The organism is Richelia sinica FACHB-800 (assembly GCF_014698825.1).
Lineage (GTDB): Bacteria > Cyanobacteriota > Cyanobacteriia > Cyanobacteriales > Nostocaceae > FACHB-800.
Genome location: NZ_JACJTT010000012.1, coordinates 40,415 through 61,672, shown reverse-complemented (window position 1 = coordinate 61,672; position 21,258 = coordinate 40,415). Strand labels below are relative to the sequence as shown.

The following is a 21,258-nucleotide window of genomic DNA, read 5'->3' as shown; positions in this document are numbered from 1 at the left end:
GCTAGATTGATTTTTGTGTGAGGGGATGCGGTGAAAGGACAGCAATTATTTCATAGTTTTTTGCCTAGTGTGACAGCAGCAGTATTAACAACTCAGCCCGCCTGGGCTGGGAATATGAAAGTAAGTGGAATCGAAATCGCTTCTTCTCCTAATGAAGTCACTTCTACCTATCAAGATAGATTGACAAATGCGGCTGATCATAGTTCAGAAGTAGCTTTAAAACAGACCCATCAATGTCCACAAGAAAATCAAAATAGTCAAGCTGCTTTACTTATTTCCAGTGGTTGTGTCCAGAAAAACTCTGGGATTGATATTTTGGCTCAAGCCACTGTGCCAACTGAACCAGAAACTGTAACCCCTACAACGCCTGCACCGACAAATTCAGTGGTTGTTCCTGATAATTTGAGTCCTAGTCCAAATCCTTTGTTATTTCCGACTAAAGCAGAGGAAGTAACTTTCCAGGGCAATCAACCATTGAGTTTAGAACAGGCTTTAGAACTGGCAAAACGAAATAACAATGATTTGCAAGTTTCTATTTTACAGTTAGAGCGAAGTAAGTCGGCATTACGGGAACAACAAGCGGCGTTATTTCCCACTTTAGGAATTAGTGGGAATGTTACTAATAGTCGTACTACTTCTGAGACCCTACAAGCTAACCGACAGAAGAAAGTATTCCCTAATGCAGATGATGCTCCAGCTGATACCAGTTTTACAGGGAGAGCGCAATTTAATTACGACCTTTACACCTCCGGAAGAAGATCAGCTGCGATTAAAGAAGCGGAGGAAAGGGTGCGTGTTCAAGAATTAGATGTAGAAAACAGGGTCGAGGATTTACGGCTGAATGTTGCTAGAGCTTATTATGATTTACAGCAGTCAGATGAGAATGTGCGGATCTCCCAATCAGCGGTGCAGAATGCTCAAGCAAGTTTGCGGGATGCTCAGGCCTTAGAGCAAGCTGGGGTGGGGACTCGTTTTGATGTGTTGCGCTCTCAAGTGAATTTAGCAAATTCTCAACAAGAACTCACGAATGCTCTTTCTCAGCAGCAGGTATCTCGGCGACGGCTAGCAACATTCTTAAACATATCCCAAACTGTTAATATCAGCGCGGCAGATCCTGTAAAACTAGCAGGTCTCTGGAATCAGACTTTGGAAGAAAGTATTGTTTTAGCTCTTCAAAATCGTCCAGAACTGCAACAGAATTTAGCACAGCGCAATATCAGTGAACAACAGCGTAAACAAGCTCTAGCATCTTTGGGGCCTCAAGTGAGTTTGGTGGCTACCTATGATTTGCTGGATGTGTTCAATGATGGTGTGGGTGTGAGTGATGGTTATTCCGTTGGGGTTCAGGCAACGCTAAATTTATTTGACGGTGGTGCAGCCAGAGCAAGAGCGGCCCAGGCTAAATCTAATATAGCGATCGCGGAAACTCAATTTTCTGAACAACGCAACCAAATTCGTTTTCAGGTGGAACAAGCCTTTTCTTCCCAACGCTCCAACTTAGAAAACGTGCAAACAGCCAATGCGGCTCTCGAACAAGCAAGAGAATCCTTACGTTTAGCACGGTTACGCTTCCAAGCAGGTGTGGGTACACAAACTGATGTAATTAACTCAGAAAACGACCTCACCAGAGCCGAAGGTAATCGGATTAAAGCGATTTTGGATTACAACCGCGCTCTAACAGAATTGCAACGGTATGTAACAACCAGGGCATTAAGCAAGTAACAGGTAACAGGAAAAAGGATTTTGCCCAATCCCCAATACCAAATACCCGATAGCTCAACAGCCTCATTTTCAGTAAATTTACTGTGAAATGAGGCTTTTTAGTCATAAATAAAGTTATATTGAGGCAAGCTTGGGCGCTAATTGTGTCAGTTGCTGACAATTATCCCCCTTCCTCCATTTTCCTTTCTGATGATAAAACTGTTGCAGCTACATCAACATCTCTATCGTTAGTAGTGAAGAAAACTATGACGACGCAGATGAGTAATGAACTTGGAAATTTGGCATTAAAAAACTTGAGGGCCTGTCAAAACAACATGACTAAAGTGACATCGCAGGAACTAGCACAATATCGCTCCTTATTAGCTGACGATTCCGAAGCAATGGAAGTCTTGGATTTAATCGAAGATTGTGAGGGAGATTTAGAAGATGCCGCCATGAGTTTAGCCATTCGTGTCGGACAAGAACCACAACAACCTAATTCCGAATGGTTAGAGGCTTTAGCGAAAAAATGGCGGGCTGTCATTTGTGAACAAGATTATCGCCAAAACTTGCTCAATGGCTCAATTGTAGAAATGATGGCTCATCTGAAATCTATGCCTACCTTTCCCAAAATTTTGGCCACACCTGTGTTGATATATGTGCTCAAGCAAGGGGTAAATAACTTTTGCCAGCCTTTGGACTTGCTGAAGCAAGATTAACTCCACATGACATAAGCAATTGCCAATCTTACACCAGACATAGAAATTTTCTTTTTTGGTCAATCTCTTCAGCACTGCCTACTTTGATTTTTCACTTTCGCACTGCGGCTGATACCCTGTTATTGAATACCAAACTTTGATTAGAGCACTAGTAAATCAATGAATTACCTTGTTGCCGTATTGCCAGACCGCATCCAAGCAGAGGCTGCTTACTTGGCTTTAGACAAAGAAAGCATCAAAAGCACCATTTTGGGTAAGGGATATAAAACGGCCGATGAATTTGGCTTAATTGACCCCAAGGAGCAAGCAAAAAAGCAAGCACAGCTAATGACAATATGGCTGGTACCCTTTGGCTTTTTTGCTGGTTTTACCTTCAGTTTGATCACTGGGTTAGATACTTTCGCTTGGGCAGGAGAAATTGGTAATCATGTGATTGGTGGGCTGCTAGGTGCTGCCAGTGGTGCCATGGGTGGTGTGGTTGTTGGCGGTGGTGTTGGTTTAGTGGCTGGTAGTGGAGATGCTTTACCTTACCGTAATCGCTTAGACGCAGGTAAGTATTTAATTGTCGTTCAAGGTTCTGAGTTGTTGACTCGCCAAGCGACAAGGATATTGCGCCAGTTTGAGCCAGAAAATATCCAAGGTTACGCTGATAACACCAACGTTTAGTTCATGAATGAATCTTTGCAAATTACAACACAACGCCTTGAGTTAATTCCATGTTCTTTGGAAGTAGCGCAAGGCGCTGCTATGAAAAATAAGTCACAAATAGAGGATTTATTGGGCGTTAGGGTGCCTGAGGAGTGGTTTACATCTGAGGTGCTGGATTTTTTACCTACCTATTGTCAGATGTTGGAGGATGATCCCTCTCAACTTGGTTGGGGTGTATGGTTGATTATTCACATGGATGATGCCACGTTAATTGGTGATTTAGGTTTTGCGGGCAAGCCTGATGAACTAGGAACCGTGGAAATGGGTTATGAGGTGATATCCAGTTACCGTTACCAAGGATATGCGTTTGAAGCGGTGGAAGCTTTGGTGAATTTCGCTTTTACCCAATCGGAACTCAAAAGAATTATTGCCCATTGTCCCCAGGATAATTTGGGGTCAATGAGGATTTTGGAAAAATTGGGAATGCAATTATTAGAAAACTTTGATTCTCCTGAATATCCAAGGGCACCAATGATGAAATGGGAGATAACGTTAGAATCAAAAAATAGTCAATGGCTAGATTGATTACTAAAAAATATTAGTATTAATTTTTCAGAATGCTACCAAGAGAAGAACTGTTAAAGGGTGTAGAAAATCGCGAGACGATCGCTCGTGTGATTGATCAAGCAGAACAAGCTATCAAGACTTGGGAAGTGGTGTTAACTGATTTCCTCTCTCCCCCAGAGTTGGCAGAAGTGCAACGGGTGTTTAATCGGTTAACAGAGGTACAATTAGTGGCTTGGGGTGGATATCCCCAAGCAGAACGCCAAAGAATAGCGATCGCTCGTGCAGAACTGCCCCTAGATGTGAGTCAAGTTAGTCTTGTGGTTTTAGAAATTGCTGGTAACTTTCTGTTTGATACTGCTACACACCGAGACTTTTTAGGTGCCATGTTGGGGACGGGTATTGTGAGGGAAAAGACCGGGGATATTATCGTTTTGGGAGAACGGGGGGCCCAGGCTATTGTCATCCCAGAATTGGCGGATTTTTTAGCCATGAACCTCAAACAGGTGCGTTCAGTACCTGTCAAAACCCAGCCCATAGAAATCAGCGAGTTAAAAGTTAGGGAACCAAAGAAGAAGGAATTAACCACAGTAGAAGCTTCTTTAAGATTAGATGCGATCGCCTCCGCTGGCTTTGGTATGTCTCGCAGCAAAATGGTAGATTTAATTGACTCTGGTGATGTACGTGTCAATTGGAAAGAAATCACTCAAGCCAGTGCTCAAGTGAAATCAGGTGATTTAATTGCCATTCGCAGCAAAGGACGGTTAGAAGTTGGAGAAATTGCTGTAACGAAAAAAGACCGTTACCGTGTGCAATTAACCAGGTATATGTAGATTAATTAGGACTGGCTTTAAATTGTTTAGCGAGCAAACTCACCAAGGATTCTCTTGGTAAAAATCGGTGCATATTCACAATAATTTGATTTTGTAGACCACCACTAACGACAGTTGATTCGCCCTTTTCTAATGCTTGCAAGGCATCTTTCACTACTGTTTCTGGGGTGGCAATCTTATTGTTATTAGATCCAGCTAATGCCGATGGAAATTGAGCTTCAGTAAAAAATTCAGTTTGAGTTGGACCTGGACAAACTACCAAAATTTTCACACCATAATTCTGATTTTCTGCCCATAATGCTTCACTAAAACTCAGAACAAAGGCTTTAGTTGCTGCATAAACAGATAAATAGGGTATGGGTTGAAAGCCAGCAATGGAAGCAACATTAATAATGCTGCCAGAACGTCTTTGGCGCATGAGAGGGAGAAATTTATGGGTTAAATCCACCAAGGCAGTAATATTTAATTGCACCATTTTTACTTGCCTTTCTCCATCTCTTTCGGCAAAATCTCCATAGTCGCCAAACCCAGCATTATTGATTAATAAATCAATAGTTAATCCCCGATTTTCCACAACATCAAATACAGTTTGTGTGGCTTGAGGTTCCGTCAGGTCTTGAACTATGACATCTACTTGAATTTTAAATTTTTCTGTTAATTCATCAGCAATTTGCTGCAATTTTGCGCCAGAACGTGCTACTAAAACTAAATTTGTTTTCCTTGCTGCTAGTTCCTCTGCAAAAGCTTTGCCAATACCACTAGAAGCACCAGTAATGAGAGCAGTTGACATTTTCCATGGGATATTAGTTATACCATGACATTATAAACATCAGGTTCTGGATATTAGCCAGACTTATAGGGCATTTACTGAGTACCTATACTGAACAAATAATTCCCCATGTATTGTTTGCATCTAAAAGAGGGAATAATAATTGTGGCGAATATTTGGTGTTGCGATGTTCGGTAAAATCAAATGCACAGTTATTCTTCTGGCAGGCATATCTGGGGCTTTATGGGTCGTAAATTTACCCTATCCCATGATTCGTTTACCTATAGCCAAAGCAGCACCAATTTTACTTTTACCGAGTTTTATCAGTATGGATTATCACTACCGAGGGGCAATTGATAGTCTGGAACAAGCTGATCAGTTGGTGAGTAACGCTACAAGCCAAGCTGATATTGAACGAGGTGGAGAAAAAGTCATCACAGCAAAACATCATCTGAACAATTTACCAGTGTGGTTTTTGGGATATTATCCTCAAGCTTATTGTGGTTTGTTTGGTTGTCGGTGGATGTTCACTTTTGATGAATTTGAACAAGCACGTCAGCGAGTGGCAAGGTTAGAGGCTGTAACTTTCCAAAACAAAAATGCTTTAACACCACTGAATAAAGCACAAAAGGCATTAGAGAAGGCAAAGCAGCAATATAAACAGGCTACTAATGCCCAGCAGAAACAGCAAGCCATTACTGCTTGGCGCACCGCACTAAATCAATTAGAGCAAATTCCCAGTGAAACCCTTGCAGGTAAACAAGCTAGCAATCAATTAGCAGCACAAAAAGAAGAATTTGCACAGGTGATTAACGAAGGAGCAGGAAGCGATCGCATTAATGCTGTAATTGAAGCAGCAAAACAATTTTCTTGGCAAGCTGCAAAAATGAGTCAAAAGCCACCACATCCAGTGGAAAAATGGCAACAAATCGAAAATTTATGGGAACAATCAATTGATAGATTGAAACAGGTTTCTACTGAAGATATTACAGGTTATGCTGAAGCTCAGAAACTGATGGCAACCTATGAAGCCAATTTAAGTCAAGTGAAGATTCGCCGTCAAGCTGAAGCTGATTCTATGGCAGCATTAGAGAGGGCACAAAGAGAAATTGAAAATCTTTTAGCTTCTGTTCCCAAAAATCCCCAAGATATAGACCGTAATAGTTTATTGAGTCAATTACAGAGCATTATTAATAATTTGGAAAAAGTGCAGAATGGCACAACAGCTTATCCGAAAGCTCAACAACTATTAGTTTCAGCGAAGAAAAAATTACAAGAGGTACAAAGTTAATATTTCAATTTAGATGTCACTTGAGTTGCATCAGCATAGATTTACTTGTTTTTAGATGTAACTTCTCTACAGGAATTTGATGATGATTCCAAAATATTTGTATAGTTGTTTTTGGGGAATTGATGGTAAAGTGAATAGACTCGGTTCTGGTGGGGATCAGTCACCAGAGGTAAGGGGGAAAGCGCAGTGTAAATCTGCCACTGTCCCGCAACTGTGAGCCAATGACAAATTGTGTAAGTCAGGATGCCCGCCTCAGTAATTCAATTTACTCAATCTGCGATGATTCAGATGACAGATATTCTCCAAATTTCTCAAAACACCAATTCTAGTAAAACTTCCCATACTTTATTTGTATGTAAAACCTGTGCCAGTGTATGGCAAGAAGGTAAACGTGTGGGTGAAAGTGGTGGTCAAAAACTCCTACAAAGATTGCAAGATTTAGCTGAAAAATGGGAATTACGGGATGAATTTCCTATCCAAGCAGTGGAATGTATGAGTGCTTGTAGTCGTGCTTGTGTAGTTGCCTTTGTTGGCAAAGGAAAATTAACTTATCTATTTGGTGATTTACCAGTTGATCACAATGGCGAAGCTGTGCTGGAATGTGCTAGTAAATATTACGCTAAATCAGATGGTTTATTACCTTGGTCAGAGCGTCCAGAACCATTAAAAAATGGTATTTTGGCTAGAATTCCTACCAGTTAATTTCCCTCATCTCAAATCGAAAATTTCTATGTTGCGCGTTTTGATTCTGGGTGGAACAGGTGATGCAGCAGAACTAGCTGCCAAATTAGCAAATATACCAGAAATCGAAGCGATCGCATCCTTAGCCGGTCGTACTCGTCAACCTGTGACTCCTGTAGGAAATTTCCGCATCGGTGGTTTCGGTGGTGTAGAAGGACTGGCTAATTATTTACGGGAAATGGAAATAGACATCTTAGTTGATGCTACACACCCCTTTGCTAATCAAATTTCTTGGAATGCAGCCGCAGCAGCCAAACAAGTCAATCTCCGCCATTTAATGCTCATTCGTCCCCCTTGGTCAAAGGTAGCAGGTGATAGCTGGATAGAGGTAAATAATACCCATGATGCTGCCACAGCTTTAGAAAACCAAGCACAGCGAGTATTTTTAACGGTGGGTAGACAAGAACTAGCTGCATTTGCTCATTTACAGGATATTTGGTTTTTAATGCGAATGATTGACCCACCTGCGCCTGATGCTGTAGTACCATCAGGAGAGATAATATGCGATCGCGGCCCCTTTGCTTTAGAAACAGAAAGAGAGATTTTAAGGCAATATAGTATTGATGCGATCGTCAGCAAAAATAGTGGTGGTGATGCAACCTATCCGAAAATTATTGCTGCTAGGGAAATGGGTATCAAAGTGATGATGATTAACCGTCCCCCTATGCCTCCCGGTGAGCAAGTTTCTCATGTGGATAGTGCAGTTAACTGGCTGTTATCGAAATGCTGAAGTTGAGGAGTCAGTAGGGGCGGGTTTACAGATATCATCAACTATGAACGAGAATTTTGGTAAACCCGCCCGTACAGGAGTTCAGGAGTTCAGGAGTATGCCTCCGGCACGCTGCGCGAACAGAAGTATACCTACGGAAGATGGAGAAGAGGAGTTTAAAAATGCAAGAATTCAGCCGCAATGGCATGAATTATTCTGTAACTCCTGCAACTTCTGTAACTTCTGTATTCTTCTTTCTGCGCTACGCGAACACGAGTATAGGTTTTGTTGCTGAATCAATCGATTAATTATTTTTTATTTGAGAATTGCTCATGGTTACGCTGTCACCCACACTCAAAGCTAAACTTGCTACCCCCTTAAAAATAGGCTCATTTGAGGTTAAAAGCCGCGTTTTACAGTCGCCGTTATCTGGGGTGACAGATATGGTGTTTCGTCGTCTGGTGCGCCGTTATGCCCCAGAATCGATGATGTATACAGAAATGGTCAATGCCACAGGTTTGCACTATGTGAAGCAATTGCCAAAAATTATGGAGGTAGACCCCAACGAACGCCCTATTAGTATTCAATTATTTGATTGTCGTCCTGATTTTCTGGCAGAAGCGGCAATAAAGGCGGTGGAAGAAGGGGCTGATACTGTTGATATTAATATGGGTTGTCCTGTGAATAAAATCACCAAAAATGGTGGTGGTTCGTCTCTGTTGCGTCAACCAGAAGTGGCAGAGGCTATTGTGCGGGAAGTAGTAAAAGCCGTGGATGTGCCTGTAACTGTAAAAACCCGTATTGGCTGGAATGACAAGGAAATAATTATTCTAGATTTTGCCAAACGGATGGAAGATGCTGGCGCACAAATGATTACAGTACATGGACGTACCCGCGCTCAAGGTTACAATGGTAACGCTCGGTGGGAATGGATAGCGAAGGTAAAGGAAATTTTATCTATTCCTGTAATTGGTAACGGGGATATTTTTTCTGTAGAAGCAGCAGTTAAATGTTTAGAACAAACTGGTGCTGATGGGGTGATGTGTTCTCGTGGGACTTTGGGTTATCCATTTTTGGTAGGAGAGGTTGACCATTTCTTAAAAACAGGTGAATTATTAGCACCACCGACTCCTATTCAGCGTTTGGAATGTGCTAGAGACCATTTACAAGCTTTATGGGAATATAAGGGCGATAGGGGTGTGCGTCAATCTCGGAAGCACATGACTTGGTATGCCAAAGGTTTTGTCGGTGCGGCTGAATTACGGGGACAATTGAGTGTCATTGAAACTGTGCAACAAGGCTTAGATTTGTTAGATACAGCTATAGAAAAATTGGCAAATGGTTACGAAGTTGAGGTAGAAACAGAATCCCATTTAGCCATGGTGTGAATTTACTTCATGCAGAGACGTTATCAGCACAAATCAGAATGGGAAAATTAGAAGTTTTACCAGCAGACGAGAATTAAAATCTCATGGCGTAATCTCGGTTACGAGAATTAAAGGCATTGGCTAATACTTTTTTAGTAGAGGCAAATTCCTGTAATTTACCAATATGATTTTCATTGTATTTAAAGGAAGCAGTGAAATCAGAAAGGCGGTAAACTTGTTGTAGGTTGTGGGAAACAAAAATAATAGTCAATTCTGAACTGAGACATTCTATTAATTCTTCTATTTTTCTGCTGGCAATGGGGTCAAGTCCTGCACATAATTCATCCATGAGCAAGACCTGTGGTTTAACTGCTAAAGCGCGGGCAATACACAGCCTTTGTTGTTGTCCACAAGATAGTTCTAGTGCTGATTTGTTGAGTTTGTTTTTTACTTCTTCCCACAGGTCAGCAGATTTAAGTGCTAATTCAATAATTTCATCTAATTCTGCTTTGGGTCTCCAACCAATTAGCTTGACTCCATAGGCAACATTGTCATAGATGCTCATGGGAAAAAGATTAGGTCTAGGATAAATAATACTAATTTGTCGCCGTAATCTATTTAAGTTAATGCGGCGTTCATAGATATTTTGTCCAAAAAATTCAATTCTCCCTTCTACCCGCACTTCTCCTTCTAATTCTGTCATGCGATTGAGGGATTTTAAAAAGGTAGATTTGCCACATCCACTAGGGCCAATAATGGCGATGATTTTGTTTTGAGGTATATCTATGGATACTTCTTCTAAAATTTTTTGTGTGTCATAATAACAACTAAAATTTTTGACACTGATAGCGGGAATTTGTTTAATCATAACTGTATCACCTGTGAAACCAATGGTAATAAAGCACAGTAGGGGAAATCGTGTTTGATTTGACGCTTTATTCTTTTGTATGGAAATTAAAAAAGAGATTACACAGATAAACAGTAACTACCTGCTTAATGGATAGTTATAGAAGGTGACAGGTTACAGGGGACAGAGTACAGTGCTAAGACCCTTTTCGTGTCTCAGTTTGAGCCTTGATTATTGTCTTAACTGTTTTGCCCATTGCTATATAAAATACTGTTACCCTGAGTGGCTCTGTGTCAAAATTGTGATATCCACCTTCTATCATATATCCAGTGACAACCACATGAAGAATAGATAAAGTCAGTGCAGTCAGTGCTGATATTTCTGATATTTCTAATTTTGGTTTTTCACATATAGCCGTAGACAAAACAGTTAGGACATTAACTACAACTAAAACTTAGACACTCAAAGGCTTTTAGCACTGTCACCTGTAACCTGTAACCTGTCCCGTGCTATACGTGGAACAATTAAGCCCTATAAACATCAAAAAGTCTGTCAGTTACCAATATCATTATCAAAGCAATTAATATCATCAAAGCATGTTGCCTATGTTATGGCGGTTGATTCTTATAGTTACTACTGTGATTTTTTGGTCTGGTTATAGTGGCTGGAGTTTAGCAGAATCGAAAAAGTTAGACCAATTAGATAAGTTTCCTCCTAGTCCTCTGGAGATAAACACACCTGACCCTTTGTTACCACCTTTGGCAGATAAACAACAGTTAAGTCTGGAAGATTTGCAAAGATTAGAAACTGCTTTAGATGAGTTAAATCAACAAGCTAGTACCGCACTAACGGAGGGTAATCAAGACCAAGCGTTTGAAATTTGGAATAGAGAATTACGGTTACGTCGTTATTTAGGGACGATCGCAGAATTGGAAGCTCTGTCACGGGTAGGTGCGATCGCTTGGCGAGAAAACAACCGTCCACAAGTACAATATATCACCCAACGATTGCAAGTTATCCAAGGGCAAATGGTGAAGGAGAAAAGCACAGATTTGTCATTATGGCGTTCCCTTGGTCAAGCATATCAAGCCATTCGCTACCCTAAACTAGCACTGACGGTTTACGACCAAATTCTCGTTTTAGTCAGACAGCAACAAGACCAAGGTGGGGAGGTGGAAACTTTAAATACCATTGGTGAGTTGCATCTGGCTTGGTTTGATTATGCCAAAGCTGGGGAAGCCTACGAACAATTGTTGAATTTTGCCACAAATTCAGGCGATCGCTTGAGTCAAGTTACATATCTACAGCAGCTAGGCTTTATTTATACCCAATCTAAACAACCCCAACAAACGATAGATGTTCTGAGCAAGTTAGTAGATATTTATACTAGCGACAATAATTTAACTCTCATTCCCAGTTTAAAACTAGCGATCGCTTCTAATTATGAAACCCTAGCACAAAAAGATAGCAATTTTCGGCAAGAAGCATTTAATAATTATCAAACAGCCTATGTGATGGCTTGGGAATCACAACAGTATGTCAATGCAGGTGCAGCCCTACAGAAATTAATTACCCTTTATCGTGCACAACAGCAAATTGATGAAGCGTTAGAAGCCAGCCAAATTCTGATTGAAACGGAAACTTTAGCTAGAAATTTATATGGTGTAATGCAAGCTTATGACCAAATGGGACAATTGTATTTACAACGTCAAGAAAAACCTCAAGCACTAGCAGCCTTTCAAAAAGGACTAGAAATAGCGCAGCAACTTAAACATGAAGAAACCTACTTCACTCAACAAATAGAAAAATTGTCAACTGCTAGTTTTTAAATCAAAAAATAGGGTTTTGTTTGAATTTATTTGTTTAGGGATGAACCTTACATTTCATCCCTAGTTAATTAGGCAATATAGTGGTATCCAGCCGAGTCAAAAGAAGACACACTGTTACATAGGAGTTTGTTACATACATTAACAGTAGCACTTTGATGCCTCTTTGCCCTCTATAAAAAGACTGATTTATTATTCATCGCATTATAAATCATCTTGGTCTACATGCTTGGTAAATATAGGTGATTCTGTCCAGGCTTGGAGATGAAAAAAAATTTAAAATTAAGAATGGGTTATCAATTAAATTTACTTTATTGATAAACAATTTTATATACACATATCAAAGCTTATGTCAAATGCTTGGTCATTTCTTTTTAGATCAGATGCATTCATACCCCACGGACATTGTTATCTATGGCAAACAAATTTAGTTTTATTACACTTACTATCGGATAGCATCATAGCCTTAGCTTATTACTCTATTCCCATTACCTTGTTTTATTTTGTTTATAAACGCAAAGATTTACCATTTTCTTGGATTTTCTTACTTTTTAGTGCCTTTATTATTGCTTGTGGTACAACTCACTTCATAGCTATTTGGACACTTTGGTATCCCATTTATTGGTTTTCTGGACTCGTAAAAGCTTTTACCGCACTCGTATCTTTTATTACGGCATTAGAACTTGTCCCTTTAGTACCAAAAGCCTTAGCTTTGCCTAGTCCGGATCAATTACACGCAGCAAATCAAGAATTACAAACACAAATAGCAGAAAGATTACGAGTAGAAAATGAATTGAGAACATATCAAAACCACTTGCAAGACTTAGTGTCACTCCGAACTCAAGAACTTACAAATACAAATCAACAATTACAAGCAGAAATAACAGAACGCCAACGCATCTTAGAAGCTTTACATCAAAGTGAAGAACAATATCGGGTTTTGGTGGAAACTATGCCGCAAATAGTATGGACAAGTAATGATCAAGGTGAGTGTGATTTTGTAAATAAAAATTGGATTAAATATACCGGATTAACATTTGCTGCATCCTTAAATAAGGGGTGGTTAGCAGCAGTACATCCTGAGGATACTCCCAAGGTACATACAGTGTGGTTAGAAGCAATGAAATCGGGGACTTTATATGAAGATGAATATCGAGTCAAACGAATTCCTGATAACTCTTATCGTTGGCAACTAGCGAGAGGTTTACCCATTAAGGATGAGCAAGGACGTATAGTCAAATGGTTTGGTACTTGTACAGATATTCATGAACAAAAACAAATTCAACAAGAACGAGATAAGTTACTAGAATTAGAGCAATCTGCCCGAACTAAGGCAGAAACAGCCAACCGGATCAAAGATGAATTTCTCGCTGTACTTTCCCATGAATTACGTACTCCTTTAAACTCGATTTTGGGATGGTCACAACTATTGCAAAATCACCAGCTAGACCAGGATAAAACTAATCAAGCTTTAGCAACAATTGAACGCAATGCTAAATTACAGGTGCAATTAATTGATGATTTGCTAGATGTTTCTAGAATATTAAGAGGCAAATTAGTTTTAAATACTCTACCTATGACTTTAGAATCTATGGTTTTACCTGCTATAGAAACTATCCGTCTAGCAGCAGAATCAAAATCGATTAATTTGCGGACAGTATTAGCAGAAGATTTAGGGCAAGTCATGGGTGATGTGACGCGCTTACAACAAGTGTTTTGGAATTTGTTGTCTAATGCGGTGAAATTTACACCAAACGGAGGAGAAGTATTAGTAGAGCTAGCTAAAAAAGATGGCTATGCTCAAATTTTCATAAGTGATACAGGTCAGGGAATCAGCAAAGACTTTTTACCCTATGTATTTGATTATTTTCGTCAAGCAGACAGTAGTTCAACTAGAAAATTTGGTGGGTTAGGATTAGGTCTGGCAATTGTTAAAAATATTGTGGAAATGCACGGTGGAACGGTGGAGGCAATGAGTCCAGGGGTGAATTTAGGGGCAACTTTTATAGTCAATTTACCCCTAATGAAAGATAAATCTTTGGGTAGTAACTATCAGCCAAAAGAGAGTATATTGTTAAGCTATGATTCCTTACGTCTCCAAAATTTACGAGTTTTATTTGTAGATGATGATGCTGATTCTAGAGACTTTGTAGCCTATGTTTTAGAGCGAGAAGGGGCGAAAGTGATCACCGTAGCATCGGCAGGAGAGACACTACAGGTGCTGGAAAATTCCCAGATAGATGTGTTAATTAGCGATATTAGTATGCCGGAAATGGATGGTTATATGTTGATGCGTCAAATACGGGGTTGGGGAAAAACACAAAATCTCAAAATTCCAGCGATCGCTTTAACTGCCTATGCGGGAGAATATAGTCAGAGTCAAGCTATTGAGGCAGGGTTTCAACTACATCTACCTAAGCCTATTGTGGCAGAAGAATTAGTGAGTGCGATCGCTAGTGTAATTAGGTGAGAGGAGGCAGAAGAAAGAAGTTACAGAAGTTACAGAAGTTCAGGAGTTACAGAAGTTCAGGAGTTACAGAAGTTCAGAAGTATGCCTACGGCACGCTGCGCGAACAGAATCAAGAAGATGAGTGAAATGTTTATCTATCATCCTCTTAAAGCACCTCTGACCAAAATTACTGTACTTTCTACCCCAGCTGCGATGGTTTCGGGGATGTTACCTTGTATTGCCTGTTGTAATAAACCCTCACGGGAAGCACCTAAAACTACTACGTCATAACCTTCTGTTTTCACTAGGTTGATTACACCGTCAGCAACGGAATTAGCTGCGACGGGAATAGCAACAACTGTACTTTGCAGGTTGCGGTGACGCATGAGTTGACGGGTAGATTCTTCTAAAACCGTCATGTCTGGTGTGATTTCTGTGGTGTTAAATATTTGGGTGAGACGAATTTGGGTGTCATTGCCCAAGGTGACTAAAGCAGGAAGTAATTTAATCGCGACTCTGGCATTGGGGCCTCCTGCCATTGGTACTAACCAGCGTTGGAATGGGGGAGGGGGAGAGGAGAGGGGGAGAATATTACCTAATTTAACTAAAACTACGTCACAGGGGGCTTGGCGAATTACTGTATCAACAACGTTACCAAAAATCCTTCCCGGTGTGGATGTGCTACCTTTCCAACCCATGAGAATAATGTCAATGTGGCGTTCACTGATGGTTTCTAAGATGGCTTGGGCTACATCGTGGGCAACGCGAATTTGAGTATGGAGAGGAATTTGCCATTTTTTCGCTAAGGCTTCCGCTTGCCTGAGTAAACGCCGACTTTTGGCGGTTCTGACGGAGGTTTCTGAGGGGGAAGCATGACGAGAGACGAGGATAATTTGTACACACTCTATTTCATAATGGCGATCGCGGGCAATAGCCGCGGCCATCTCTAATAATGTACTGGCAGTTTCTGGGTTAGCGACTGTGACTAATAATCTACCTCTACCAATATTGGGCGAGCGCGTCTGATAAACTACATAGGATGGTTCTGCTTGGGGGCCAGGAAGATTCTGTTCACAGTTGAGATGGTCTGCTTCTGCGCGAATGATATCTGCACGGGTGATAATACCAATGAGTTTATGTCCCTCTACAACTGGTAAACGGCTGAGTTGATAGCGGTCTAACAAATATAGGACATGACTTAAATTTTGTAATGGTTTCACCGTCAGGGGTTGGGGTGTCATAATTTCTCTGACGGGTGTATCCTTGGGTAAGGAGCGATCGCGCATTTTTTGTAAATCTGATTGGGTGACAATGCCAATTAATTTACTTTCTTCGACGATGGGAAAACCCCGATGGTGAGAACGGGAAAAGGCTTGAATTAATTCCTCAATAGTAATGTCTGCATCTAAGGTTTCTACCCGTTGCTGCATTACATCTTTAGCGGTTAATTTAGCTAATATACCCTCGATGGGAGCATCTTTGGTAATGGTGATGCCATTGAGTTTTAAGAGTTTGTCATACAAGGAACCGGGGACGACGGTTTCTGCAACTAAATAGGATGTGACAGACACAATCATTAACGGTAATACTAAATTGAAATCTGTGGTCATCTCAAACACAATGACAATAGCGGTAATAGGGACTTTAGAAACTGCACTAAAAAATCCCCCCATCCCCGCTAAGGCATAGGTTGTAGGAGAACCTACCCCTAACAGATGAGAACCACACACCCCCACCAAATGACCTAAACAGGAACCTAAAATTAAGCTGGGTGCAAATAGTCCCCCTGGTGCTCCGGAACCAAAGGCAATCAAAGTTAAAATAAATTGGGCGATAAAAGCGATCGCTGCCAGGGAAGCATTAGCATCACTAGTAATCATATATTCCCGCAACCCCGCATTATCCCGGAAATAAGCCGGGAGGATAGCCATGATAATGCCCGATACTAACCCAGCTAATCCGACCCGTAGCGGTAAGCTAATATGTAACTGGCGATAGGCTTGAATACTAACTACTAGTCCCCGGTTAAATAAGGCTGCCAGTAAACCAGCCAATACTCCTAAAAGTAGATAAAGAGGGATTTCCGGCAAAGAAAACCGACTAGAATAATTCATCAATTCTAAATTCAGTTGCAGACTGCCACCGCCTAACAACCGAGAAATTACCCCACCAATAAAAGAGGCCACAATTGCTGTGCCTAAGGTCAATCCTGATAAATCTTGCAGTAATTCTTCAATAATAAATAATACACCGGCAATAGGGGCATTGAAGGCAGCCGCTAAACCTGCACCCGCACCCGCTGCAATCATTTGCCGGCGATAATCTGGAGAAGTGGGCACCCAACGACTCATCCCAGCGGCTAAACCTGCACCAACTTGCACTGTTGGGCCTTGTCTACCTAAAGTCATCCCTGAACCCAAGGCAATAATGGCACTAATTAATTTCACCATGGCCACTCGAAAGGATAACCGGATGGGGACATTGGCTAAGGAAGCTTTTACTTGAGGAATACCACTACCCGATGCTTCTGGTGCTAATCTTTGTACTAACCACCCAGCGAGAAACCCAAAACTCAAACCAATTATTGGTAAAGCTAACCAAGCAGGGAAGATATGGGCAGTATGCACTCTCCATGTCCCTAACCATCTCGTACCCTCTTTGAGTAGTACCGCAGAGACAGCCGCTACTATCCCAATAGCCGAAGCTTCTGCGATCGCTAAACCCTTTCTAGATTGCCACAAGTTGCGAAGTCCAGGAAGGAACATAATCAAAAATCCGGTTTCTTTTAGTTAAACTTATATAACAATCAAAGTGTGAGGGGTGATACTATGCGTGTTTTGCTGGTGTATCCGATATTTCCAAAAACTTTTTGGTCTTATGAAAAGATTTTGGCATTAGTTGACCGAAAAGTTTTGTTACCACCCTTGGGTTTAGTAACAGTAGCAGCGATTTTGCCCCAAGAATGGGAATTCAAGCTTGTAGACCGCAATATTCGCCCTGCTACAGAAGCAGAATGGGACTGGGCAGATATCGTCATCTTTTCTGCCATGATTGTCCAAAAACAAGATTTACTTGACCAAATTCGCGAAGCAAAAAGACGTGGTAAGTTAGTGGCACTGGGTGGACCCTACCCAACTTCCACACCCCATGAAGTACAAGCCGCAGGGGCAGATTTTCTGATATTGGATGAAGGGGAAATTACTCTCCCCATGTTTGTGGAAGCAGTCCAAAAAGGTGAAAAATCTGGAATTTTCCGCGCTACAGAAAAACCAGATGTTACCTCCACACCTATTCCCCGATTTGACCTCTTAGAATTTGATGCCTATGACATGATGTCTGTCCAGTTTTCCCGTGGTTGTCCTTTCCAATGCGAATTCTGTGACATCATTGTGTTGTATGGACGCAAACCCCGCACCAAAACCCCAGCCCAACTGTTAGCAGAGTTAGATTATCTCTATGAGTTAGGTTGGCGACGTGGTGTGTTCATGGTGGATGATAACTTTATTGGCAACAAACGCAATGTGAAATTGTTGCTCAAAGAGTTAAAAGTTTGGATGGCAGAACATCAATATCCCTTCCGATTTGATACAGAAGCTTCCGTTGACCTAGCCCAAGACCCAGAGTTGATGGAATTAATGGTGGAATCTGGTTTTGCGGCAGTATTTTTGGGCATTGAAACCCCAGATGAAGATAGCTTACAACTGACCAAAAAATTCCAAAATACTCGCAGTTCTCTGACTGACGCAGTACAAAGCATTATTAAAGCTGGACTGCGACCAATGGCAGGGTTTATCATTGGCTTTGATGGTGAAAAAGCCGGTGCTGGCGATCGCATCGTCAGATTTGCAGAACAAGCCGCTATTCCCTCTACTACCTTTGCCATGTTACAGGCCCTACCCAACACTGCCCTATGGCATCGCTTGACAAAAGAAGGTAGACTGCGAGAAAACCAAGACGGCAACATCAACCAAACAACGTTGATGAACTTCATTCCCACTCGTCCTTTAGAAGATATTGCCAGAGAGTATATTGAAGCTTTCTGTGCTTTATACGACCCCGTTAAATATTTAGACCGCACCTATCGTTGTTTCTTAATGATGGGTTCACCAAAATGGAAAGCACCATTCAAAATGCCAGAATGGGTAGTAGTGAAAGCATTGTTAATTGTGATTTGGCGACAAGGAATCAAACGAGAAACCCGATGGAAGTTCTGGCACCATTTATTTAGTATCATCAAACGCAATCCTAGTGTTGCCGAACATTACCTTTCTGCTTGCGCTCATAACGAACATTTCCTAGAATATCGGCACATTGTCCGTGATCAAATTGAAAGTCAATTAGCAGCTTATCTAGCACAAGGTAAGGAAAAACCCTATGTTCCCATAGCAGAAAAAGAACAAGTAGTTGCTTAATCTGCAAAAAACACCTTCTTTTCAATAAATCAACTACACATCTGAATTTTACCGATTTTGTGGGTGGGCAACATGCTCACCCTTACCTGTTCTATGGCAAAAACAGAAATGCCAAGCCCATTTACGCCGTCATATGGTACGGAGTATTAAGGATACAAATCTATTTTAAGATACGCTATTATTTTTGACCTGCTTTAACACCACTAATTTTTAAGACATCAGTCATGGTGGCACAATAATTAGGTAAGCCGAAACTGCTGGGGTTAACAGCTTGGGCATAGGTAAAGTGACGATAGTTCATACAAAATCTATCCCATGCCGCCATTTGGATATTGAATAAAGCAATAATTACGTTGGCTAAGGATAAAGAAAGAGGAATGCGGAAATAAATCTTTTTACCTAAGTAATTACAAACTTCCTCTATAGCTTGATTGACTGTTAATCGAGATTGACCTAAAACGAAGCGACGTGGTTCGCCGTTTTGAGGAGGAGACTCAATTAAATGCTTAACAACTGTAGCAATATCACGTCCATGAATAAAGTGAAAACTGCCGTCGGCTTGTAAGAAGCGAATAATATTTATATATTTGGTAACTTCAGGAATACCAGATGTGAGGTGAGAATAGGGTTTTGTATTATCACCACCTAAAACTAAGGTAGGAAAAACGGTAGTAATTTTAGGATAAATAGCTAATTTTTCTAGTTTGTGCAAACAGTCATATTTAGAACTAATATAGTCTGTGCCAATTTCTCCTGCTTCTTTCAGGGGTTGATTTTGATGATTTAAAACACTGGCAGTAGAGAAGTAAATTACCTGTTGACATTTATCGGGATTTAACAGATTCATTAATTCTAAGGTTTTGGATACATTGATATCAAAAATACCCTCTCCACCCCAAGAAGTAGCTGTTAAAACTGCAATATCAATAGTTTGTAATAAGTCAGCAAATTGGTGAATAGTTTGCATATCACCTTGCAAAACTGTGATACCTGGACGGAATTGGGTATCAACCTGTAATTTTTGGGGATTTCTCACCAGTAAATACAGTTCATAATTTGTTGCTGTAATTAATGCTTCGCTGATATAGTGACCGATGCAGCCACTAGCACCTGTAACTAAAACCCGTTTTTTGTCCATGAAGTTGAAATTTGTAATTTTTATCTGGGGATGGAAGTTTGAATAGGATAAATATTATTTAATATTGAGAAAATCAAGTAAATAATAAATATGGCAATAATTATTTTTTGATGATGCTGTGATTTGCACTTAGTGAATAAACAGGTGGGCAATGCCCACCCTACCAACGGAACTAAACCAAAGCGTTGAGTTGCTTGGCGGTTTCAAAGAAGAAAGCAACATTTTCTTCTGGTGTTTCCGGCAGTACACCATGACCAAGGTTGAGAATGTGTCCCCAGTTTCCAGCTTTGCGAACGGTGTCGAGAATGCGATCGCGAATAAACTGTTTAGAACCAAATAACACTCCAGGGTCAAGATTTCCTTGTACTTTGACGTGCTTACCTAATCTAGCCCGTGCATCTGCCATATCCACTGACCAGTCGATAGTCAGAATATCTGCACCAGAGGTAGCCATTCTCTCCAAAAGTCCTGCACTACCTGTAACCAATAAAATTAATGGTGTGTCAGGATGGGTTTGTTTAACTTTCTCGAACACCATTTTTTGATAAGGTAAAGCAAAGGTGTCGTAATCTTGGGGACTCAATTGTCCAGCCCAAGAGTCGAACATTTGTACAACTTGAGCGCCGCAGTCAATTTGGTAGCGCACATAGGTAGCAATAGAATCAGCAAATTTCGTCAACAGCTGATGGAGAATTGTCGGGTCTGAGAAGGCCATGTTTTTGATGATGGAATAGGTTTTGGAACCTTTACCTTCCACCGCATAAGCCGCTAATGTCCAAGGTGCGCCCACAAAGCCCAACACTGTTGATTGATTCCCTACTTCCTGCCGTAATGATTGTAAAACGGTTTTGATAAACGGCAGTGATGCTTCTGGGTCGAGGGGATGGAGTTGGTCAACTTGTTGTTGGCTGCGAATGGGCGAATGAATAATTGGGCCTTTCCCTTCCGCGATGTCCATGTCAATACCCAAACCAGGTAAGGGTGTGACAATATCGGAAAATAAAATCACTCCGTCGGGTTGGAAAGCTTTCCAGGGTTGGAGGGAAACTTCAATCGCTACTTCAGGAATTTCTGAGCGATCGCGAAAAGAAGGGTATTTCTCCCGCAAATCCCGATATGCTTTCATATAGCGTCCCGCTTGTCGCATCATCCATACAGGGGGACGATCTACTTGTTCACCACGTGCAGCCCGAAGGAGGAGAGGAGCAGTTGAGGAAACACCCATTTAATACTTCATCCTAAGT

17 protein-coding genes and 1 riboswitch are annotated in these 21,258 nt (G+C 41.0%); of the genes, 12 read left to right on the top strand and 5 right to left on the bottom strand.

Features of this window, described 5'->3' with window-relative positions:
• Positions 1 to 30 precede the first annotated feature (30 nt).
• The 5 genes from H6G73_RS11180 to H6G73_RS11160 all read left to right on the top strand — a co-directional run bounded on the left by H6G73_RS11180 (position 31) and on the right by H6G73_RS11160 (position 4,465).
• The gene (locus H6G73_RS11180; RefSeq protein ID WP_190604339.1) at positions 31 to 1,722 is read left to right on the top strand and encodes a TolC family protein; all 1,692 of its coding nucleotides are present in this window, start codon (positions 31 to 33) and stop codon (positions 1,720 to 1,722) included.
• A 314-nt stretch (positions 1,723 to 2,036) separates the two neighbouring features.
• Positions 2,037 to 2,420: a hypothetical protein gene (locus H6G73_RS11175; protein WP_190604414.1), complete on the top strand. Its 384-nt coding sequence runs from the start codon at positions 2,037 to 2,039 to the stop codon at positions 2,418 to 2,420.
• 159 nt (positions 2,421 to 2,579) lie between these two features.
• Entirely contained in the window at positions 2,580 to 3,086 is a 507-nt protein-coding gene (locus tag H6G73_RS11170) for a hypothetical protein (RefSeq protein ID WP_190604337.1), read from the top strand.
• Positions 3,087 to 3,089: 3 nt separating this feature from the next.
• A complete protein-coding gene (locus H6G73_RS11165) occupies positions 3,090 to 3,653 on the top strand; it encodes a GNAT family N-acetyltransferase (RefSeq protein ID WP_190604335.1) in 564 nt (187 codons plus the stop codon).
• 32 nt (positions 3,654 to 3,685) lie between these two features.
• Positions 3,686 to 4,465, top strand: a complete 780-nt coding sequence (locus tag H6G73_RS11160) for a photosystem II S4 domain protein (protein WP_190604333.1) — start codon at positions 3,686 to 3,688, stop codon at positions 4,463 to 4,465.
• Between the two features lies 1 nt (position 4,466).
• Here the strand turns inward: H6G73_RS11160 and H6G73_RS11155 are convergent, their stop codons facing one another.
• Positions 4,467 to 5,255: an SDR family NAD(P)-dependent oxidoreductase gene (locus H6G73_RS11155; RefSeq protein ID WP_190604331.1), complete on the bottom strand. Its 789-nt coding sequence runs from the start codon at positions 5,253 to 5,255 to the stop codon at positions 4,467 to 4,469.
• Between the two features lie 166 nt (positions 5,256 to 5,421).
• Here H6G73_RS11155 and H6G73_RS11150 point away from each other — a divergent pair, with 166 nt between their 5' ends.
• The 4 genes from H6G73_RS11150 (at position 5,422) to dusB (ending at position 9,363) form a co-directional block, all read left to right on the top strand.
• Positions 5,422 to 6,525 (top strand): hypothetical protein, encoded by a 1,104-nt coding sequence (locus H6G73_RS11150; RefSeq protein ID WP_190604329.1) that lies wholly within the window; start codon positions 5,422 to 5,424, stop codon positions 6,523 to 6,525.
• A 124-nt stretch (positions 6,526 to 6,649) separates the two neighbouring features.
• Positions 6,650 to 6,794, top strand: a riboswitch (cobalamin riboswitch).
• A gap of 19 nt (positions 6,795 to 6,813) precedes the next feature.
• Positions 6,814 to 7,227: a DUF1636 domain-containing protein gene (locus H6G73_RS11145; RefSeq protein WP_190604412.1), complete on the top strand. Its 414-nt coding sequence runs from the start codon at positions 6,814 to 6,816 to the stop codon at positions 7,225 to 7,227.
• Positions 7,228 to 7,255: 28 nt separating this feature from the next.
• On the top strand, positions 7,256 to 7,996 hold the full coding sequence (locus tag H6G73_RS11140; protein ID WP_190604410.1) for a cobalt-precorrin-6A reductase: 741 nt from the start codon (positions 7,256 to 7,258) through the stop codon (positions 7,994 to 7,996).
• A gap of 311 nt (positions 7,997 to 8,307) precedes the next feature.
• Positions 8,308 to 9,363, top strand: coding sequence for a tRNA dihydrouridine synthase DusB (gene dusB / locus H6G73_RS11135; protein WP_190604327.1), 1,056 nt, complete (start codon positions 8,308 to 8,310; stop codon positions 9,361 to 9,363).
• 73 nt (positions 9,364 to 9,436) lie between these two features.
• On the opposite strand, the gene H6G73_RS11130 is transcribed toward dusB, so the two are convergent.
• Entirely contained in the window at positions 9,437 to 10,210 is a 774-nt protein-coding gene (locus H6G73_RS11130) for a phosphate ABC transporter ATP-binding protein (protein WP_190604325.1), read from the bottom strand.
• 584 nt (positions 10,211 to 10,794) lie between these two features.
• Here H6G73_RS11130 and H6G73_RS11125 point away from each other — a divergent pair.
• Positions 10,795 to 12,018 carry a tetratricopeptide repeat protein gene (locus H6G73_RS11125; protein WP_190604408.1) on the top strand — a complete coding sequence of 408 codons (1,224 nt, stop codon included), beginning with the start codon at positions 10,795 to 10,797 and terminating at the stop codon, positions 12,016 to 12,018.
• A 346-nt stretch (positions 12,019 to 12,364) separates the two neighbouring features.
• A complete protein-coding gene (locus H6G73_RS11120; RefSeq protein WP_190604322.1) occupies positions 12,365 to 14,485 on the top strand; it encodes a hybrid sensor histidine kinase/response regulator in 2,121 nt (706 codons plus the stop codon).
• A gap of 137 nt (positions 14,486 to 14,622) precedes the next feature.
• Here the strand turns inward: H6G73_RS11120 and H6G73_RS11115 are convergent, their stop codons facing one another.
• Complete coding sequence (locus H6G73_RS11115) at positions 14,623 to 17,229, bottom strand: chloride channel protein (RefSeq protein WP_190604320.1); 2,607 nt, start codon at positions 17,227 to 17,229, stop codon at positions 14,623 to 14,625.
• A gap of 63 nt (positions 17,230 to 17,292) precedes the next feature.
• Between H6G73_RS11115 and H6G73_RS11110 the strand changes: the two genes are divergently transcribed.
• Positions 17,293 to 18,876, top strand: coding sequence for a B12-binding domain-containing radical SAM protein (locus H6G73_RS11110; protein ID WP_190604319.1), 1,584 nt, complete (start codon positions 17,293 to 17,295; stop codon positions 18,874 to 18,876).
• A gap of 178 nt (positions 18,877 to 19,054) precedes the next feature.
• Here H6G73_RS11110 and H6G73_RS11105 read toward each other — a convergent pair whose 3' ends face one another.
• Both H6G73_RS11105 and hemE read right to left on the bottom strand, forming a co-directional pair.
• Positions 19,055 to 20,014, bottom strand: a complete 960-nt coding sequence (locus tag H6G73_RS11105) for an NAD-dependent epimerase/dehydratase family protein (RefSeq protein ID WP_190604316.1) — start codon at positions 20,012 to 20,014, stop codon at positions 19,055 to 19,057.
• Positions 20,015 to 20,186: 172 nt separating this feature from the next.
• Positions 20,187 to 21,239: a uroporphyrinogen decarboxylase gene (gene hemE, locus H6G73_RS11100; protein WP_190604314.1), complete on the bottom strand. Its 1,053-nt coding sequence runs from the start codon at positions 21,237 to 21,239 to the stop codon at positions 20,187 to 20,189.
• Positions 21,240 to 21,258 lie beyond the last annotated feature (19 nt).

Bases quoted from the DNA above. Each gene is read 5' to 3' on its own strand.
- H6G73_RS11175 (WP_190604414.1), top strand. From the start codon at position 2,037: ATGACTAAAGTGACATCGCAGGAACTAGCACAATATCGCTCCTTATTA.
- H6G73_RS11170 (WP_190604337.1), top strand. From the start codon at position 2,580: ATGAATTACCTTGTTGCCGTATTGCCAGACCGCATCCAAGCAGAGGCT.
- H6G73_RS11165 (WP_190604335.1), top strand. From the start codon at position 3,090: ATGAATGAATCTTTGCAAATTACAACACAACGCCTTGAGTTAATTCCA.
- H6G73_RS11160 (WP_190604333.1), top strand. From the start codon at position 3,686: ATGCTACCAAGAGAAGAACTGTTAAAGGGTGTAGAAAATCGCGAGACG.
- H6G73_RS11155 (WP_190604331.1), bottom strand. From the start codon at position 5,255: ATGTCAACTGCTCTCATTACTGGTGCTTCTAGTGGTATTGGCAAAGCT.
- H6G73_RS11150 (WP_190604329.1), top strand. From the start codon at position 5,422: ATGTTCGGTAAAATCAAATGCACAGTTATTCTTCTGGCAGGCATATCT.
- H6G73_RS11145 (WP_190604412.1), top strand. From the start codon at position 6,814: ATGACAGATATTCTCCAAATTTCTCAAAACACCAATTCTAGTAAAACT.
- H6G73_RS11140 (WP_190604410.1), top strand. From the start codon at position 7,256: ATGTTGCGCGTTTTGATTCTGGGTGGAACAGGTGATGCAGCAGAACTA.
- dusB (WP_190604327.1), top strand. From the start codon at position 8,308: ATGGTTACGCTGTCACCCACACTCAAAGCTAAACTTGCTACCCCCTTA.
- H6G73_RS11130 (WP_190604325.1), bottom strand. From the start codon at position 10,210: ATGATTAAACAAATTCCCGCTATCAGTGTCAAAAATTTTAGTTGTTAT.
- H6G73_RS11125 (WP_190604408.1), top strand. From the start codon at position 10,795: ATGTTATGGCGGTTGATTCTTATAGTTACTACTGTGATTTTTTGGTCT.
- H6G73_RS11120 (WP_190604322.1), top strand. From the start codon at position 12,365: ATGTCAAATGCTTGGTCATTTCTTTTTAGATCAGATGCATTCATACCC.
- H6G73_RS11115 (WP_190604320.1), bottom strand. From the start codon at position 17,229: ATGTTCCTTCCTGGACTTCGCAACTTGTGGCAATCTAGAAAGGGTTTA.
- H6G73_RS11110 (WP_190604319.1), top strand. From the start codon at position 17,293: ATGCGTGTTTTGCTGGTGTATCCGATATTTCCAAAAACTTTTTGGTCT.
- H6G73_RS11105 (WP_190604316.1), bottom strand. From the start codon at position 20,014: ATGGACAAAAAACGGGTTTTAGTTACAGGTGCTAGTGGCTGCATCGGT.
- hemE (WP_190604314.1), bottom strand. From the start codon at position 21,239: ATGGGTGTTTCCTCAACTGCTCCTCTCCTCCTTCGGGCTGCACGTGGT.